Raw genomic sequence first — 16,439 nt, 5'->3', positions numbered from 1 at the left:
AAGCCCCCGGTTCCGAGTCTCGGAACCGGGGGCTTCGTTCAGCGCCGCGAGGGTCAGCAGCCGAGCAGGCGGCTGCCCAGGTAGCCCTGGATCTGATCCAGGGAGACGCGCTCCTGCTTCATGGTGTCGCGCTCGCGCACGGTCACCGCGTTGTCCTCAAGGGTGTCGAAGTCGACGGTGACGCAGAACGGGGTGCCGATCTCGTCCTGGCGACGGTAGCGGCGGCCGATGGCACCGGCGTCGTCGAACTCGATGTTCCAGTTCTGCCGCAGGTCGGCCGCGAGGCCCTTGGCCTTCGGCGAGAGCTGCGCGTTGCGGGACAGCGGCAGCACGGCGACCTTGACCGGGGCCAGGCGCGGGTCGAGGCGCATCACGGTGCGCTTCTCCATGACGCCCTTGGCGTTCGGGGCCTCGTCCTCGGTGTACGCGTCGAGCATGAAGGCCAGCATCGTGCGGCCGACACCGGCGGCGGGCTCGATGACGTACGGCGTCCAGCGCTCCTGCGCCTCCTGGTCGAAGAAGAGCAGGTCGGTGCCGGACGCCTTGGAGTGCGCGTTGAGGTCGTAGTCGGTGCGGTTGGCGACACCCTCGAGCTCGCCCCACTCACTGCCGCCGAACTGGAAGCGGTACTCGATGTCGGCGGTGCGCTTCGAGTAGTGGGAGAGCTTCTCCTGCGGGTGCTCGAACCAGCGCATGTTCTCCTCGCGCATGCCCAGGCTGGTGTACCAGTTCCAGCGCTGCTCCATCCAGTACTCGTGCCACTGCTCGTCCTCGCCCGGCTTGACGAAGAACTCCATCTCCATCTGCTCGAACTCGCGGGTGCGGAAGATGAAGTTGCCCGGAGTGATCTCGTTCCGGAAGGACTTGCCCATCTGCGCGATGCCGAACGGCGGCTTCTTGCGCGAGGTCTGCAGCACCTGGCCGAAGTTGGTGAAGATGCCCTGCGCCGTCTCGGGACGCAGGTAGGCGACGGAGCCGGTGTCCTGGGTCGGGCCGAGGTGGGTGGAGAGGAGACCGGAGAACTGCTTGGGCTCGGTGAAGGTGCCCTTGTTGCCGCAGTTGGGGCAGTTGAGGTCGGCGAGGCCGTTCTCGGGGAGGCGGCCGTGCTTCTCCTCGTACGCCTCCTCCAGGTGGTCGGCGCGGTAACGCTTGTGGCAGGAGGTGCACTCGGTGAGCGGGTCCGAGAAGGTGGCGACGTGACCGGACGCCTCCCAGACCTCGGTCGCCAGGATGACCGACGAGTCGATGCCGACGACGTCCTCACGGGCGGTGACCATGTAACGCCACCACTGGCGCTTGATGTTCTCCTTCAGCTCGACACCCAGCGGTCCGTAGTCCCAGGCGGCCTTCTGGCCGCCGTAGATCTCGCTGCACGGGTAGACGAAGCCACGGCGCTTGCTCAGGCTGACGATGGTGTCGATCTTGTCGGCGGCCACGGTGCTCTCTTCATTACGACGACGAAGTGCGAATGCTTCAGGTTACCGGCGCCCGCACCCCCACTATCAAATCGGTTCGCGCTCGCCCCGGAGTGCGCGGGGACACACGTACGGCAATTGACAACCGTTTCCAGTTTTGTTGAAAATGAGTGTCATGAACGTACGACGCCTGATACCCACCACCGCCGTCGCCGGAGCCGTCACGCTCGGGCTCTTCGCCCTCTCGGCCTGCGGCACCTCGGACGCCGCCGACACCAAGGGCGGTGGCGGCAAGCTGGACGTCGTCGCGTCGTTCTACCCCATGCAGTACCTGGCCGAGCAGATAGGCGGCGACCACGTCTCCGTCGACACGCTCACCAAGCCCGGCGTCGAACCCCACGACCTGGAGCTCAAGCCGCGACAGGTCGGCGAGCTCGGCGAGGCCGACGTCATCCTCTACCTCAAGGGGATCCAGCCCGCCGTCGACGACGCGATCAAGCAGGCGGGCGTCAAGACCACCGTCGACGCCGCCACCCTCACCAAGCTCGAGGACCACGGCACCGCCGTCGGCCACGACCACGGTCACGGCGAGGAAGGCCACGACCACGCCGCCGGGGAAGCGGGTCATGACCACGGCGCCGAGGGCGACGCCGCCGCCGACCCCCACATCTGGCTCGACCCCGTGAAGTACGCCGAGGTCGCCAAGGGCGTGGGCGCCGCCTTCGAGAAGGCCGACCCCGACCACGCCGCCGACTACAAGAAGAACACCGACGCCCTGGTGAAGAAGCTCGGCGACCTCGACACCGAGTTCGCGACCGGCCTGAAGAACAGCGCCACCAAGACCTTCATCACCACCCACTCCGCCTTCGGCTACCTCGCCGAGCGCTACGGCCTGGAGCAGGAGGGCATCGCCGGCATCGACCCCGAGGCCGAGCCGAGCCCCGCCCGGATCAAGGAACTCCAGGACATCGCGAAGAAGGACAAGGTCACCACCGTCTTCTTCGAGACCCTCGCCAGCGACAAGACGGCCAAGACCCTCGCGACCGACACCGGCCTCAAGACCGATGTGCTCGACCCGCTGGAGGGCATCACCGACAAGTCCAAGGGCCGCGACTACGTCGAGGTGATGCGGTCCAACCTGGCCGCCCTCAAGACGGCGCTCGGCGCGAAGTAACCCGCGCCCCACCCGCAACCCACGCCCCGCCCGTACACCCACCGCGCCCCACTCGTACGCCGCGCCCCACCCGTAACCCAGTCAACACACTCATCATCCGCAGCAGCAGGAGGTCATCATGAGCGCACCCGCAGGCGCCCTCGTGAGCGACGACGCGACCGCCGCCGGCCAGCCCGCCGACGAGACCGCGACCGAAGCCGTCATCTCGGTGCGCGGTGCCACCGCCGCCCTCGGCGCGCGCCCCGTGCTGCGCGGCGTCGACCTCACCGTCCGTCGCGGTGAGGTCGTCGCCCTGCTCGGCGCCAACGGCTCCGGCAAGTCCACCGCCGTCCGCTCGGTCATCGGCCAGGTGCCGCTGACCGGCGGCACCATCGAGCTGTTCGGCACCGCGCAGAAGCGGTTCCGCGACTGGGCCCGGGTCGGTTACGTGCCCCAGCGCACCACCGCCGCCAGCGGCGTCCCCGCCACCATCCGCGAGGTCGTCACCTCCGGCCGGCTGGCCCGCCGCCGGTTCGGCTGGCCCACCAAGGCCGACCGGGCCGCCGTCGACCACGCCATCGCGCTCGTCGGCCTCGCCGACCGCGCCAAGGACTCCGTCTCCGCGCTCTCCGGCGGCCAGCACCAGCGCGTCCTGATCGCCCGCGCGCTCGCCTCCGAGCCCGAGCTGCTGATCATGGACGAGCCGATGGCCGGCGTCGACCTCGCCAGCCAGGAGATCCTCGCCGCGACCCTGCGCGAGCAGGTCGCGGGCGGCACCACCGTCCTCCTCGTGCTGCACGAGCTGGGCCCGCTGGAGCCCCTGATCGACCGCGCGGTCGTGCTCCGCGACGGCTGCGTCGTCCACGACGGCCCGCCGCCCCGCGCCGTCGGCCAGCACGCGCTGCCCGGCCACGACCACGTCCACCCCCACGCGGCCGACGAGCCGCTCCGCACGGGACTGCTGACCTGACATGGAAATCCTCCAGCTCGCCTTCATGCAGCGGGCCCTCATCGCGGCCGTCCTGGTCGGCATCACCGCGCCCGCCATCGGCGTCTACCTCGTCCAGCGCCGCCAGGCGCTGATGGGCGACGGCATCGGCCACGTCGCGATGACCGGCGTCGGCCTCGGCTTCCTGCTCAACACCAGCCCCATCTGGATGGCCACCGCCGTCGCCGTCGTCGGCTCGGTCGCGATGGAGCTGATCAGGGCGTACGGCAGGACCCGCGGCGACCTCGCCCTCGCCCTGCTCTTCTACGGCGGCATGGCCGGCGGTGTCCTGCTGATCAACCTCTCCGACACCGGCTCCAACGCCAACCTCAACTCGTTCCTCTTCGGCTCGCTCTCCACGGTCTCCGCCGAGGACGTCACGGCGATCGGCATCCTGGCCGCGTTCGTCGTCCTGGTCACCGTCGGACTGCGCCGTCAGCTCTTCGCGGTCAGCCAGGACGAGGACTTCGCCCGGGTCACCGGTCTCCCGGTGCGCGCCCTGAACCTGCTGATCGCGGTCACCGCCGCCGTCACCGTCACCGTCGCCATGCGCGTGGTCGGCCTGCTCCTGGTCAGCGCCCTGATGGTGGTGCCGGTCGCGGCCGCGCAGCAGCTGTCGCGCTCGTTCCGTACGACCTTCGCGCTCGCGGTCGTCATCGGCACCGGCGTCACCCTGTCCGGCACCGTCACCTCCTACTACCAGGACGTGCCGCCGGGCGCGACGATCGTGCTCCTCGCGATCGCCGTCTTCATCGCCCTCACGGCGCTCGCGACCCCGATCGCCCGGCGCCGCGCGCGGGCGGCGGAGGTCGCGGCGGCGGCCTGCGACGCGACGGTGCCGGCGACGCGCCGCGCCACGGACGACGTGAGCGTCTGAGGCGGGAGACCGGCTCCCCGGACGTCCTGGAGACATCCGGGAGATGTCGGGGAGGCTCCGGGGGGACGGGGGGCTGGCAGAATGGCGGGGGCAGACAAGCAATCAAGGAGGCCCCCGTGCCAACGGCAGGACCCCCCGTACGCGGCCGCTCGACCAAGCAGCGGGCCGCGGTGTCGGCGGCGCTGAGCGAGGTGGACGAGTTCCGCAGCGCCCAGGAACTGCACGACATGCTCAAGCACCGCGGCGACTCCGTGGGTCTGACCACCGTCTACCGCACCCTGCAGTCCCTCGCCGAGGCGGGCGAGGTCGACGCGCTGCGCACCAGCGACGGCGAGACCGTCTACCGCCGCTGCTCGACCGGCGACCACCACCACCATCTGGTGTGCCGCGTCTGCGGCAAGGCCGTCGAGGTCGAGGGCCCGGCGGTGGAGCAGTGGGCCGAGACGATCGCGGCCGAGCACGGCTTCGTGAACGTGGCGCACACCGTGGAGATCTTCGGCACCTGCGCGGACTGCGCCGCCGCGAAGTGACCTGACATACGCGGTACGCGACACGGCGGCACGCGACACGGCGACACGGCGATACGGCGATACGGGAGAGGGCCCGCACCGAGACATCCGGTGCGGGCCCTCTCCCTTGCCCGTTGCCCCTTGCCCGTTGCCCGTCAGGCAGCGGCGGTGGTCACCGCTTGTCGAGGACGGCGAGGTCCGCCGGGTCCACCCCGCCGAAGCGGCGGTCGCGCGAGGCGTACTCGACGCACGCGCGCCACAGGTCACGGCGGTCGAAGTCGGGCCACAGCACGTCCTGGAAGATCATCTCCGCGTAGCTGCTCTGCCAGATCAGGTAGTTGGACGTGCGCTGCTCACCGCTCGGCCGCAGGAAGAGATCGACGTCCGGCATGTCCGGGTAGTACAGGTACTTCTGGAAGGTCTTCTCGTTGACCTTCGCCGGGTCGAGCCGACCGGCCGCGACCTCCTCGGCGATCCGCTTCGCGGCGTCCGCGACCTCGGCCCGGCCGCCGTAGTTGACGCAGAAGTACAGCGTCATCGCGTCGTTGTCCTTGGTCTGCTCCTGGGCGACCTGGAGCTCCTGGACGACCGACTTCCACATCTTCGGCATCCGCCCGACCCAGCGGATCCGGATGCCGAGCTCGTCCATCTCGTCACGGCGGCGGCGGATGACGTCACGGTTGAAGTTCATGAGGAAGCGGACCTCCTCGGGAGAGCGCTTCCAGTTCTCCGTGGAGAAGGCGTAGAGGGAGAGGTTCTTGACGCCGATCTCCAGGCAGCCCTTGAGCACGTCGAGCACCACGCCCTCGCCGACCTTGTGCCCCTCGGTACGCGGCAGGCCGCGCTCCTTGGCCCAGCGGCCGTTGCCGTCCATCACGCAGGCGACGTGGTTCGGCACCAGCTCGGCGGGGAGCTTCGGCGGGCGCGCGCCGGACGGGTGGATCTCCGGAACCTTGTACTCCCGGCGCTGCCGTCCGAGGATTCCGCGTCGTGCGATGGCCATGGTCGATGGATCTCCTAGCTCTTCTCTACGTACCGCAGCGAGCGCAGCCCGCGTTCCAGGTGCCAGTGCAGATAGGCCGACACGAGGCCGCTGCCTTCCCGCACGTGACGCGGCTCGCAGGCGTCCGCCGTCGCCCAGTCGCCGGTGAGCAGCGCGCTGAGCAGCCCTACGGCCTCCGCAGAGGGTACGACGCTTCCGGGCACCCGGCAGTCCCCGCATATGACTCCGCCCGCCGCGACCGAAAAGAACCGGTTCGGGCCGGGAAGACCGCATTTTGCACAGTCCTGGAAGCTCGGCGCGTACCCGTTCACCGCGAGCGAGCGCAGCAGGAACGCGTCCAGGATGAGGTGCGGCGCGTGCTCACCGCGCGCGAGCGTCCGCAGCCCGCCCACGAGCAGCAGATACTGCTGCACCGCGGGCTCGCCCTCGTGATCGGTGAACCGTTCCGCCGTCTCCAGCATCGCCGTACCGGCCGTGTAGCGGGCGTAGTCCGTGACGATGCCGCTGCCGTACGCGGCGATGGTCTCGCTCTGCGTGCACAGCGGCAGACCGCGGCCCACCAGCTCACTCCCGCGAGCGAAGAACTGCACGTCCACGTGCGAGAACGGTTCGAGCCGCGCCCCGAACTTCGACTTCGTCCGCCGCACCCCGCGCGCGACGGCGCGCACCCGCCCGTGCCCGCGCGTGAGGAGCGTGATGATGCGGTCCGCTTCACCCAGCTTCTGGGTGCGCAGCACGATGCCGTCGTCGCGGAACAGACTCATGCGTCCCATTCTCGCGTACGGCACCGACAGACCCGCCCCGCGCCCCGGAAGCGGGACGCGGAGCGGGCGGAACCATCGGGTGTACGGGGCCGGGCCCGGCGCCCCGGGACCGAAGCGGTACGGGGCCGGGCCCGGCGCCCCGGCCGCTCAGCGCTTCAGGGCACCTCGCCCCGGCTCCGGGCGTTCACGTGCGCCGTCGCCGCGCTCAGCCGCTCGGCGACCGTGGCGACCCGCACCCCGTCCGGCTCGCAGTCCCACTCACGCCCGCCGCCGATCGGCCGGAGCTGGAGATAGGGCCCCTCGTGCCCCATCACGGTGCCGACCTTCCCGGTCGTGATCTCGACGACGTATGCCCCGATGGGCGGTTTCATTCGCGTCCCCCTTCGGTCAGTCTCCTGCCGCGGGCGCGAACCCGAGCGCGACGGCGAGCAACCGCGCCGTCGCCGCCGTGCAGCACCCCAGCTCGATCAGCGGCCGAGAAGGCTCGGCGGCGAGGGTGACCACGTCGAGCCCGAGCGAGGGCAAGCGGATTCCGGCCCGCCCGAGCGCGTCGCGCAATTCCCTCACCGCCTCTCGCGCCTCATCCGTTTCCAGCGGCCGCATGTTCTCTTCTTTCACCAACGCGATCCTTTCCGAATCCATTTCCTGGGTTCCGCGTCCAGGATGGAGGCGGCTCCGTAGAATCGGCAGACGCGTAAGGCCAACAACTACGTTGTGGTGTTCGGGAGTTAATCCATGGCCAAGACCGAACGACAGGAAGCCTGGGAGTTCTTCGGCGACCTGCTGAAGGACCACCGGGAGGCGGCCGGACTCACCCAGGCCGAGCTGGGGAGACTGGTGTTCGTGTCGGGGACGTATATCGGCTTGTTCGAGCATGGGATCAGGAAGCCGCAGCTGGACGTGGCGCAGCGAATCGACACGGTGCTGGAAACCGGCGGCATTTTCGAACGGACGTGGCGAAAGCTGATCGACTGCTCGCCGTACGCCGTCTATTTCAACGAGGTCGCGCGGCTCGAAACGATCGCGACGAAGCTCTGCGAGTTCGCTCCACTGGTCATCCCGGGACTGCTGCAGACACCGGAGTACGCGCGCGCAGTGACGCTCGGCGGCAACCCACTCGCGACGGAGAAGTACCTCGACGAGAAGGTCACCTCACGGATCAAGCGAGCCGCAATCCTCATGCACCCTACAGCGCCCGAGTACTGGGCAATCCTGCACGAGAACGCTGTACTGACCCCCATCGGCGGCCCGTCGGTCATAGCTGCACAGCTCGACCACATCGCGAGGCTGATCCGCGATCGACGCATTCTGTTGACGGTGCTGCCGCGCAGCGCGGGAGCACACGCCTGGATGACCGGAACCCTCAAGCTGATGGAGTTCGCGGACCAGCCTCCAACGGCCTACACAGAGACGGAGTTTTCGGGAACCCTCCTTGACGATCCGGCTGTGGTGCAGCAGACGCAGCGCGCCTACGATCTGCTCAGGGTCGCCGCCTTGTCGCCAGAGGCGTCCCTGGCCCTGATCGAGTCGGCGGCGGAGGACTACAGACGATGCGCGGGTACGACCTGACCAACGCCCACTGGTTCAAGAGCTCCTACAGCGACGGCGACGGCGGCGACTGCGTCGAAGTCTCGTACGACTTCGTCGGCGCGGCCTGGCGCAAGAGCTCCTACAGCAACAGCCAGGGCGGTGACTGCGTCGAAGTTCTCGACGGCGTCCCCGGTGTCGTGCCCGTGCGGGACAGCAAGAACCCCGGGCCCGCCCTCCTCGTGCCCGCCGCCGCCTGGGCCGCCTTCGTCGGTGGTCTGAAGGGATAAGGATGACGAACGCCCCCGACGCACCCGCGTCCGTCCCGCCGTACGTCGTCGAGGTCGATGACGAGCTGCTGCTGCGCCGGTTCGAGTGGCCCGCCGACTTCCCGGAGTTGAACCGGGTCATCGACGAGTCGGTGGAGCACCTGCGGCCGTGGATGGAATGGGCCGAGGACCACGGTCCGGACGGGACGGCGAGCTTCCTCTCGGTGCGGGAGGAGCTGTGGGAGAAGGGGGCGGGGTTCACGTACGCGATCGTGGTCGGCGGGGCGATCGTCGGGAGCTGTGGGCTGTACCAGCACGAGGACACGCCGCCCGACGCGTACGAGATCGGGTACTGGCTGCACCCGGCGGCCACCGGCAAGGGCCTGGCGACGCGGGCGGCGCGGGCGTTGATCCCGCTGGGTTTTCTGTTGCCGGGGGTACGGCGGCTCCTCGTCGTCCACGAGCCCGCCAACCGCGCGAGCGCGGCCGTGCCGCACCGCCTCGGGTTCCGTGAGCAGGCGCCGCTGCGGGACGGGGACGACGAGTACCAGGTCTGGGCGCTCGTACGGCCGGAGTCCGGGCCCGGTTCATGAGCGCTGCCGGTGGGCGTTCCGATCCGGCCGCCCTCTCTCCGAGTGTGGCCCCTCCACCACCGCCTCAAGGGCGCTCCCGGACGAGCGCGTCGCTTCACGATGGCCTCCCACGAGCGCGGATCAGCTGGGGAGGACTTCCAGGTCGATCAGTGGCAAGTCCCAGGGCTCCAAGGCCCCGGTGCAGTACTCGGCGAGGAACTGGACGGCACCGCCACCGTAGTGCCACCACGCCCCGCCGCGTGTAGCGACCGTGACGACCCAGTCCTCCGGAGACGGGCCCGTCGTACTCCACATGAACTTGTCACTGTCGCACGACTCCCCCCAGGGGAGCAGCCCACCAGGAGCCGGGTGGACCTGGAAGCCGAGACCGGGTTCCAGCCAGGCGGTGGCAAGCACGGAAAGGGTGTCACGAGTGCCCTGCAGAATGCGGTCTTCCGCACCCGGCTCAGGGAGCCGGACCAGAAGGAAGCCCCCGATGTCGAAGATCGGATACCACTCCGCGAGGCACTTGAAATCAGAAGGAAGCCGGGTGCCCAGGCCGTCCTCGAAACCGGCCCAGTCGATCACGGCACGCGTCGGCCGACGCAACTCGGTCAGTCCGGGCACAGCACGCTCCAGCAGCGCGAGAGCCTCCTCCGGATCGGTGAGGCGACGCTGCGGCGTCTGTGTGCTGACCAGTTCGTCATCCATGAGCCGCAGCGTGCCACAGGCACCCAACGCCCCCGACATGCCGGGCCGGGAGTGAACTCGCGTGACGGGTGACGCGGGTGGATGGCAGGCTCGGGCCGCGCGGGCGGAGTTTGGGCGCGGCGGAGCACGGTGAGCTGTGGTCATGAGGTCGGGAAGGCAGTCCGAGTGGTGGTCAGTGAGCTGGTCCGCGCGGAGCTGCGGCGGGTCGATTGGGTGTCGCTGGCCTGCGGGTGCGGGGGCTCCGCCGAGCACATACCGCTGATGATCGAAACGATCATCACGGCGGTGGAGGCCCGGGACATGATCGGGTACACGCTCGAAGGCCATGTCGAGGAGTGCTCCACCGCGTTCGACTGCACGCCGCCGACGGTCGGCGTGATCATGGCCGCCTTGGCCGGCGAACTCTCGCCGCTGGCCCGTGGGGTGCTGTTGCAGACCTTGTGGTTCGTGTCGGGTTGCGATGCGGGACCCGAGGAGGAGTGCCGGCGCCAGGTCCAGGAGGGGTTCTGGCGGCTGCTCGAGATCGGACTCACGGGAGACGCCGACGACGCCGAGACGGTGGCGGACATCTGCGAGTCCATGGCGCTCGGCGGCGCCAAGTCCGCCTTCTACCAGGCCGAACTGCGCGAGCGGGTCCGCGCCAGGACCAAGCGGCGGAGCCGAAGCGTCTGACACCGCGTGCTCACGCCCCGGGCCCGGAACCCCCGCCCAGCGGCGTCCGGTGCACATTGATCAGGACCCGCCACACCTTGCCCGCGATCTCCTCCGGCCCTCCCTCGATCAGGCCGTGCAGCCAGTCCGCCAGGATCGCCGCGAAGGTCGCCGCCACCGCCGAGGCGATGAGGTCCGGTTCCGGGGCACCCGCCAGGGCGCGTTCGGTGCGGCTGCGGGTGCGGAGGTCGTGGTGGAGGACACGGCCCAGTGGGCCCGCGCCGCCCGGGGCGAGGAGTTCGCGGTGGAGCGGGGCCTGGGCGGCGATGCGGTCGAAGAAGGCGAGCAGCGCCGGGGGCGGGGCCGCGGGGTCCGGGGTGCCGCGCCAGGCGTGCAGGGCGTCGACCGCTTCCCGTACGACCTCCGCGCACGCGTCCACCGCGAGCGCTTCCAGATCGGCGTAGTGCAGATAGAAGGTGGCGCGGCCGACGGCCGCCCGGCGGACCACCGCCGCGACGCTGACCTCGGCCAGCGGCCGGTCGGCGCACTCGGCGAGCAGCGCCCCGGTGAGCTTGGCCCGGGTCCGCGCGGCTCGGGGGTCGGCGGGCGCGCTGGTCATCCGGCCAGCATAACGGCGCCGAGGGCGAGTGCTCCGGGGACGGCCTGGGCGACGAGGATGCGGCGGTTGGCGGTGAGGCCGCCGTAGACGCCGGCGATGACGACGCAGCTCAGGAAGAAGATCAGGGCGCGGTGGCCCGTGGGGTCGGCGGCGGCGAGGCCCCAGACGAGTCCTGCGGCGAGGAAGCCGTTGTAGAGGCCCTGGTTGGCGGCGAGCGGGGCGGTGGCGCGGGCGAGTTCGGCGTCGAAGCCGGAGAGCTTGCGACCGGGCCTCTTCTGCCACAGGAACATCTCCAGGACCAGGAAGTAGACGTGCAGCGCGGCCACCAGGCCCACCAGAACGTTCGCGGTCGTCTCCATCGGGTTCTCCCACCCTCGTACATCACACACGCATCATGGACAGGTGTCCACCATACATGGACACCTGTCCAGGAGTAACCATGGTCGACGATCTTCCTCGCGCCTCCCCAAGGCCACCCGGACTCCATCGGCGCGCCTTAATGTCACCCCCATGTCGATCATTTCCGCCCTGCCGATAGTCCAGGGGAACGAGGGCGCCGTCGTGGTGCCCGTCTCCGACGGACTGATCCTGGAGCGCCCCCACGAAGAGGTCACCATCCCCTTCGCCGCGATGGCCCGCGTCCGCGCCGAGGAGCGTTGTCTCATCATCGAGCTGCGGGCCCGGGCGGGCGCGGAGCCCGTGCTCCACCGGCTCGACGACGTGACCGATCCCCGCGCGACCGCCCTCGCGGACGGCGTGAACGCCCTGCTCACGGAACTCGCCACGGACACGGAGCCGGGCACCGAGGTCGACGGAGCCGCCCTCGCCTTCGTGCGGTCCCGCGGGGCGACCTGGAGCCAGAGGTTCATGCGTCGCGTCACGCGGTGGATGCTCGGCTTCGCCGGAGCGGTCGTCGCCGCGTCCGTGCTCATCGGCTTCGCCGGCGACGCCGCCGGCATCGCCCTCCTCGTGCCGATCGGCGGCATCACCATCGTCGGCCTGTGGATCGCCGTGCCCACCCTGGGCGCGTGGAACCACGAGCGGCACCTGATGAAGCACGGCACCACCGTCCTCGCCCGGCCGGCCACCAGCTCGGGGACGTACCTCTTCACCGACCCGGCGGGCACCACCCGCGCCGTGCCGCACCTGAGCTCCGCCCCGTACGTCAAGGTCAGCCACGACCCGGGCGATCCGACCGACGCCTACCCCCACAAGGATCCGGGCGCGCGCCGCTTCGATCTCGCGGTGGGCTCGCTCATCCTCTTCTGTGCGCTCTGCGGCCTGGTGATGGTGGTCTGGACGGTCTTCACCGCCCTCACCGGCGACCGGCTGAGCCAGGCCGCATAGCCAGCCCGCCCAGCAGCCCGCCCGGGGGCCCGCCTACACTGAAACAGCACCCCAGGTTCCACTTTGAGATGTCATAAGTTGGCCTTATGGGGTCATAGACCGGGGGCGGGTACCGCTTCGCGTGGCGGATTATTTAGGGTGACCTAAGTGCGGCGACCCCTCGCCGCGATGTCGCTTGCGAAGGGAAACCCGTCATGCCCCGCCCCCTCCGGGTCGCGATCGTCGGCGCCGGCCCCGCCGGGATCTACGCCGCTGATGCGCTGCTGAAGTCCGAGGCCGCCGCCGAACCGGGCGTGTCCATCGACATCTTCGAGCGGATGCCCGCGCCCTTCGGGCTCATCCGCTACGGCGTCGCACCCGACCACCCGCGCATCAAGGGCATCATCACCGCCCTCCACCAGGTCCTCGACAAGCCTCAGGTCCGCCTCTTCGGCAACATCGACTACGGCACCGACGTGCACCTCGACGACCTGCGCGAGTTCTACGACGCCGTGGTCTTCTCCACCGGCGCGATGGCCGACCGCGAGCTCCGCATCCCGGGCGTCGAGCTCGACGGCTCCTACGGCGCCGCCGACTTCGCCTCCTGGTACGACGGCCACCCCGACGTGCCCCGCACCTGGCCCCTGGAGGCCGAGAAGGTCGCCGTGCTCGGTGTCGGCAACGTCGCCCTCGACATCTCCCGGATCCTCGCCAAGACCGCCGACGAGCTGCTGCCGACCGAGATCCCGGCGAACGTCTACGACGGCCTCAAGGCCAACAAGGCCGTCGAGATCCACGTCTTCGGCCGCCGCGGCCCCGCGCAGGCCAAGTTCAGCCCGATGGAGCTGCGCGAGCTCGACCACTCGCCGAACATCGAGGTCATCGTCAACCCCGAGGACATCGACTACGACGACGGCTCGATCGCCGAGCGCCGCAAGAACAAGCAGACCGACATGGTCGCCAAGACCCTGGAGAACTGGGCGATCCGCGACGTCGGCGACCGCCCGCACAAGCTGTTCCTGCACTTCTTCGAGTCGCCCGTCGAGATCCTCGGCGCCGACGGCCAGGTCGTCGGCCTGCGCACCGAGCGCACCGAGCTGGACGGCACCGGCAATGTCAAGGGCACCGGACAGACCACCGACTGGGACGTCCAGGCCGTCTACCGCGCCGTCGGCTACCTCTCCGACGAGCTGCCCAAGCTCCCCTGGGACGCCGTCAGCGGCACCGTCCCGGACCAGGGCGGCCGGGTCGTCGAGGAGAACGGCGACCACATGGCCTCCACCTACGTCACCGGCTGGATCCGGCGCGGCCCCGTCGGCCTCATCGGCCACACCAAGGGCGACGCCAACGAGACCGTGGCCAACCTCCTGGACGACCACGCCCACGGGCGGCTGCTCACCCCGGAGACCCCGGACGAGGCCGCGGTCGTGGCCTTCCTCGAGGCCCGCGGCATCACGTACACGACGTGGGAGGGCTGGTACGCCCTCGACGCCGCCGAGAAGGCGCTGGGCGAGCCGCAGGGCCGCGAGCGCGTGAAGATCGTCGAGCGCGAGGACATGCTGCGCGCGAGCGGCGTCGAGCTCGCCTGACGCAGCCGAGGACACAGACAGACAGACACAGACCGAAGGGGCGGGGCCCTGGGACCGGATGATCCGGTCCCAGGGCCCCGCCCCTCACGTTTCGCGGTCCGGTCAGCCGACCTTCCGCGCCGTCGCGAGCAGCCGTGCCGTGTCGTCGGGACAGAGCGCCAGCGCGTTCCCCACCGTCGTCAGGACCTCCCGCTCGGCCGGGCTGTACGGGCCGTCGGCGAGCGCGATCCGGGCGCCCTGGAGCAGGATCGATTCGCGGCCCGATCCGGCCAGGTGCGGCGACAGCGGCTCCAGGGCCTCGTGCAGCTCGATGGCGAGCGCCGCTCCCCCGCTGCTGATGTCCGGCAGGAAGCGCCCGGTGTCGGCCGCCAGCGCCTCCACCAGCTCGACCAGCTGGAGCGCGGTGCAGTCGGCGAAGCCCGCCGCCCTGACGCCCGTGACGGCCGTGTCCACGGCGGTACGGGAGCCGGTGCCGCCGGCCGCGAGGACGGCGAGGGCCACCGTGTGGACGGCGTCGCGCAGCATCCCGGAGAACCGGCTCGTGGTCGGGCGGGCGAGCACGTCCGTACCGAAGTGGCTGTGGCAGGCCGCGCACTCCACGACCGGGCCCGCGTGGCCCCGCGGCAGCACCGGGACGCCGAGGAGGGCGAACCTGCGGCGGCCGGTGCGACGGCGGTAGTTGCGGTCGCCGCCGCACTCCTCGCAGAAGAACTCGCCGTCGCCGATCGTGTTCCAGGAGGTGCGGATTCCACAGAGAACCCAGCCGCGCTCATGAGACTTCCGCACTGACCGCACGCCGCACCTCCCTGCACGGCCCGGCTTCCTTGCCGGGTTGGCGTGATGTTAGCCACATCGATGATGCGGCGTCAGCACCTCGTCAGGAGAACGTCGCCGATCTGGCCGAGACCCGCCGGGCCGCCGAGGGCCTCAGGAGGCCCGCTTGCGCAGCTTCGCGAAGGCCAGGAAGCCGCCGCCGAGCAGGACGGCCGCTCCGGCGATGCCCATCGCGCCAGGTCCGAAGGTCGAGCCGGTGGTGGCGAGATCACCCTCCGGGGTGGACGACGGTGACGGCGCGGGGACGGCGGCGGAGCCGGAGGAGGACGGCGAGGGCGAGGAAGTGGCCGGGGACGACGGTTCCGGTGCGCTGGGACTGGTGGGGCTCGTGGGGGTGGCGGGGGTGCTGGGGGTACCGGGGGTGGCGGGCTTGGTCGGCACGTCCGTGGGGGTGGGCTTCGGCGGCTCGGGGGTGACCGGGGGCTTGTCCGGGGTGGTGCCGGTGGGCAGGCAGCCGGTGAAGTTCATCTGGTGGGTCTCGGCGCCGGGCACCGTACGCAGGTTTTCGGCCACCACGGAGCCGTTGACGTGACCGGGTCCGACGCCCGGGCCGCCCATCTCGACGGTGGCGCGCGGGGCGAAGATCGTGCCGGGCCAGGAGGTGTAGTTCTTCTTCACGCTCTCGGCCTGCGGGAAGTTCCACAGCAGCTTGGAGCGGACGCTCTTGAAGGAGGCACTGCCCGCGGCGTAGTCGTCCATCACCAGGCCGCCCTTGGCCTCGTCCCAGAGGTAGACGCCGTACGTAGGCGCGGTGCTCATGTCGTAGGAGCCGCCCAGCACGTTGACGAGCGTGGAGGAACCGGTGGGGACCTTGATGGAGACGGCTCCGGCCTTCTGCAGGTCGGCGGCGTCGACGGCGAAGACGTTCAGCTTGGGGTCGGTGCCGGTGAGCATCAGGCCCTGGTAGTCGGTGGAGCGGCCGACGGAGCCGTTGGGCTGGACGGCGGCCCAGCCGCTGGAGAGGGCGCGCAGGGAGGCGAACTCCTTGCCGAAGTCGATCGGGGAGGCGCCCTGCTTCACCTTGTCACCGTCGACGCCGAAGCCGGCGCCCTTGGTGGACCGGTCGACGACCTTGCCCGCGATGCCGGTGCCCTTGTCGAGGACGACCTGGTTGGCGAAGAGGGTGCCGCCGACGACGAGGCTGTGGCCGCCGGGGAGGGCGGCGAGCTCGCCCGCGGTGAGGCGGCTGCCGATGGAGAAGCCGGAGTGGGCCACCGGGTCGCCGAAGGTGGCGTCGCCGCCGACGGCGACTGCGCCCTCGGAGTCGGAGTGCCGGGTGGAGTTCCGCTCGACGAACTCGGCGTAGTGGCCGGCTATGCCCAGCGGGTTGGTGTCGCACGCGCCCGTGGCGCCGGTGGCGGAGGCGGTGGGGGCCCAGACGAGGGCTGCCCCGGTCACTGCGAGGACGGCGGCCACGGCAGCGGGCGTGCGCATGCGCATGCGGAACTCCAGGTCGGAGAGGAGCGAAGAGGGTGGTGTCCGAGTGGACGAGCCGACTTTCTCCCCGGCCCTGATGTGCCGTCAACTCACCTGATTTACCGCTGATTCCGGCATGTCCGGAGGATCTTCCTTAAGGGAACATGAAACGGCCCGGCCGGGTGACGCACCTCACAACGCACCGCTGCCCCGCAC

At 70.4% G+C, this 16,439-nt stretch carries 20 protein-coding genes; 10 read left to right on the top strand and 10 right to left on the bottom strand.

Features of this window, described 5'->3' with window-relative positions:
* Positions 1-53: 53 nt before the first annotated feature.
* Positions 54-1,436, bottom strand: coding sequence for a glycine--tRNA ligase (locus ACIPXM_RS18415; protein ID WP_401656427.1), 1,383 nt, complete (start codon positions 1,434-1,436; stop codon positions 54-56).
* A gap of 154 nt (positions 1,437-1,590) precedes the next feature.
* On the opposite strand from ACIPXM_RS18415, the gene ACIPXM_RS18410 reads away from it, so the two are divergent.
* From ACIPXM_RS18410 to ACIPXM_RS18395, 4 genes are all read left to right on the top strand, one after another.
* Positions 1,591-2,589: a metal ABC transporter substrate-binding protein gene (locus ACIPXM_RS18410; RefSeq protein WP_401656425.1), complete on the top strand. Its 999-nt coding sequence runs from the start codon at positions 1,591-1,593 to the stop codon at positions 2,587-2,589.
* Between the two features lie 118 nt (positions 2,590-2,707).
* Positions 2,708-3,538: a metal ABC transporter ATP-binding protein gene (locus tag ACIPXM_RS18405; RefSeq protein ID WP_401656423.1), complete on the top strand. Its 831-nt coding sequence runs from the start codon at positions 2,708-2,710 to the stop codon at positions 3,536-3,538.
* Position 3,539: 1 nt separating this feature from the next.
* Complete coding sequence (locus ACIPXM_RS18400; RefSeq protein WP_401656421.1) at positions 3,540-4,433, top strand: metal ABC transporter permease; 894 nt, start codon at positions 3,540-3,542, stop codon at positions 4,431-4,433.
* 116 nt (positions 4,434-4,549) lie between these two features.
* Positions 4,550-4,963, top strand: a complete 414-nt coding sequence (locus tag ACIPXM_RS18395; protein ID WP_401656419.1) for a Fur family transcriptional regulator — start codon at positions 4,550-4,552, stop codon at positions 4,961-4,963.
* Between the two features lie 151 nt (positions 4,964-5,114).
* Here the strand turns inward: ACIPXM_RS18395 and ACIPXM_RS18390 are convergent, their stop codons facing one another.
* The 4 genes from ACIPXM_RS18390 to ACIPXM_RS18375 form a co-directional block, all read right to left on the bottom strand.
* Positions 5,115-5,939 carry an isoprenyl transferase gene (locus ACIPXM_RS18390; protein WP_401656916.1) on the bottom strand — a complete coding sequence of 275 codons (825 nt, stop codon included), beginning with the start codon at positions 5,937-5,939 and terminating at the stop codon, positions 5,115-5,117.
* 20 nt (positions 5,940-5,959) lie between these two features.
* Positions 5,960-6,709 (bottom strand): DNA repair protein RecO, encoded by a 750-nt coding sequence (gene recO, locus ACIPXM_RS18385; protein ID WP_401656417.1) that lies wholly within the window; start codon positions 6,707-6,709, stop codon positions 5,960-5,962.
* A gap of 155 nt (positions 6,710-6,864) precedes the next feature.
* A complete protein-coding gene (locus ACIPXM_RS18380; protein WP_401656415.1) occupies positions 6,865-7,080 on the bottom strand; it encodes a hypothetical protein in 216 nt (71 codons plus the stop codon).
* Positions 7,081-7,096: 16 nt separating this feature from the next.
* Positions 7,097-7,327: a hypothetical protein gene (locus tag ACIPXM_RS18375; protein WP_401656412.1), complete on the bottom strand. Its 231-nt coding sequence runs from the start codon at positions 7,325-7,327 to the stop codon at positions 7,097-7,099.
* A 117-nt stretch (positions 7,328-7,444) separates the two neighbouring features.
* Between ACIPXM_RS18375 and ACIPXM_RS18370 the strand changes: the two genes are divergently transcribed.
* From ACIPXM_RS18370 to ACIPXM_RS18360, 3 genes are read left to right on the top strand one after another with little or no spacing between them, the layout of a single operon-like run.
* Positions 7,445-8,278: a Scr1 family TA system antitoxin-like transcriptional regulator gene (locus tag ACIPXM_RS18370; protein WP_401656410.1), complete on the top strand. Its 834-nt coding sequence runs from the start codon at positions 7,445-7,447 to the stop codon at positions 8,276-8,278.
* Positions 8,260-8,526, top strand: a complete 267-nt coding sequence (locus tag ACIPXM_RS18365) for a DUF397 domain-containing protein (RefSeq protein ID WP_401656408.1) — start codon at positions 8,260-8,262, stop codon at positions 8,524-8,526. Before ACIPXM_RS18370 ends, ACIPXM_RS18365 begins: the two co-directional genes overlap by 19 nt.
* A gap of 2 nt (positions 8,527-8,528) precedes the next feature.
* A complete protein-coding gene (locus tag ACIPXM_RS18360) occupies positions 8,529-9,098 on the top strand; it encodes a GNAT family N-acetyltransferase (protein WP_401656406.1) in 570 nt (189 codons plus the stop codon).
* A gap of 120 nt (positions 9,099-9,218) precedes the next feature.
* Here the strand turns inward: ACIPXM_RS18360 and ACIPXM_RS18355 are convergent, their stop codons facing one another.
* Positions 9,219-9,788, bottom strand: a complete 570-nt coding sequence (locus tag ACIPXM_RS18355) for an SMI1/KNR4 family protein (protein ID WP_401656404.1) — start codon at positions 9,786-9,788, stop codon at positions 9,219-9,221.
* Between the two features lie 261 nt (positions 9,789-10,049).
* On the opposite strand from ACIPXM_RS18355, the gene ACIPXM_RS18350 reads away from it, so the two are divergent.
* Positions 10,050-10,460, top strand: coding sequence for a hypothetical protein (locus tag ACIPXM_RS18350; RefSeq protein WP_401656402.1), 411 nt, complete (start codon positions 10,050-10,052; stop codon positions 10,458-10,460).
* A gap of 10 nt (positions 10,461-10,470) precedes the next feature.
* Here the strand turns inward: ACIPXM_RS18350 and ACIPXM_RS18345 are convergent, their stop codons facing one another.
* Both ACIPXM_RS18345 and ACIPXM_RS18340 read right to left on the bottom strand, forming a co-directional pair.
* Positions 10,471-11,058: a TetR/AcrR family transcriptional regulator gene (locus ACIPXM_RS18345; RefSeq protein ID WP_401656400.1), complete on the bottom strand. Its 588-nt coding sequence runs from the start codon at positions 11,056-11,058 to the stop codon at positions 10,471-10,473.
* Positions 11,055-11,417: a DUF1304 domain-containing protein gene (locus ACIPXM_RS18340; RefSeq protein WP_401656398.1), complete on the bottom strand. Its 363-nt coding sequence runs from the start codon at positions 11,415-11,417 to the stop codon at positions 11,055-11,057. Before ACIPXM_RS18340 ends, ACIPXM_RS18345 begins: the two co-directional genes overlap by 4 nt.
* Positions 11,418-11,568: 151 nt before the next feature.
* On the opposite strand from ACIPXM_RS18340, the gene ACIPXM_RS18335 reads away from it, so the two are divergent.
* Positions 11,569-12,405, top strand: a complete 837-nt coding sequence (locus ACIPXM_RS18335; protein WP_401656396.1) for a hypothetical protein — start codon at positions 11,569-11,571, stop codon at positions 12,403-12,405.
* A gap of 194 nt (positions 12,406-12,599) precedes the next feature.
* Positions 12,600-13,973, top strand: a complete 1,374-nt coding sequence (locus tag ACIPXM_RS18330) for an FAD-dependent oxidoreductase (protein WP_401656394.1) — start codon at positions 12,600-12,602, stop codon at positions 13,971-13,973.
* Positions 13,974-14,075: 102 nt separating this feature from the next.
* On the opposite strand, the gene ACIPXM_RS18325 is transcribed toward ACIPXM_RS18330, so the two are convergent.
* Together ACIPXM_RS18325 and ACIPXM_RS18320 are read right to left on the bottom strand one after the other, a co-directional pair.
* Positions 14,076-14,768: a TerB family tellurite resistance protein gene (locus ACIPXM_RS18325; protein WP_401656392.1), complete on the bottom strand. Its 693-nt coding sequence runs from the start codon at positions 14,766-14,768 to the stop codon at positions 14,076-14,078.
* Positions 14,769-14,900: 132 nt separating this feature from the next.
* Entirely contained in the window at positions 14,901-16,247 is a 1,347-nt protein-coding gene (locus tag ACIPXM_RS18320) for a choice-of-anchor A family protein (RefSeq protein WP_401656390.1), read from the bottom strand.
* Positions 16,248-16,439: the final 192 nt, after the last annotated feature.

Origin of the sequence: Streptomyces sp. NPDC090025 (genome assembly GCF_044748125.1) — a bacterium.
Classification (GTDB): Bacteria; Actinomycetota; Actinomycetes; order Streptomycetales; family Streptomycetaceae; genus Streptomyces.
This window is presented reverse-complemented; position numbering and strand designations above follow the sequence as displayed.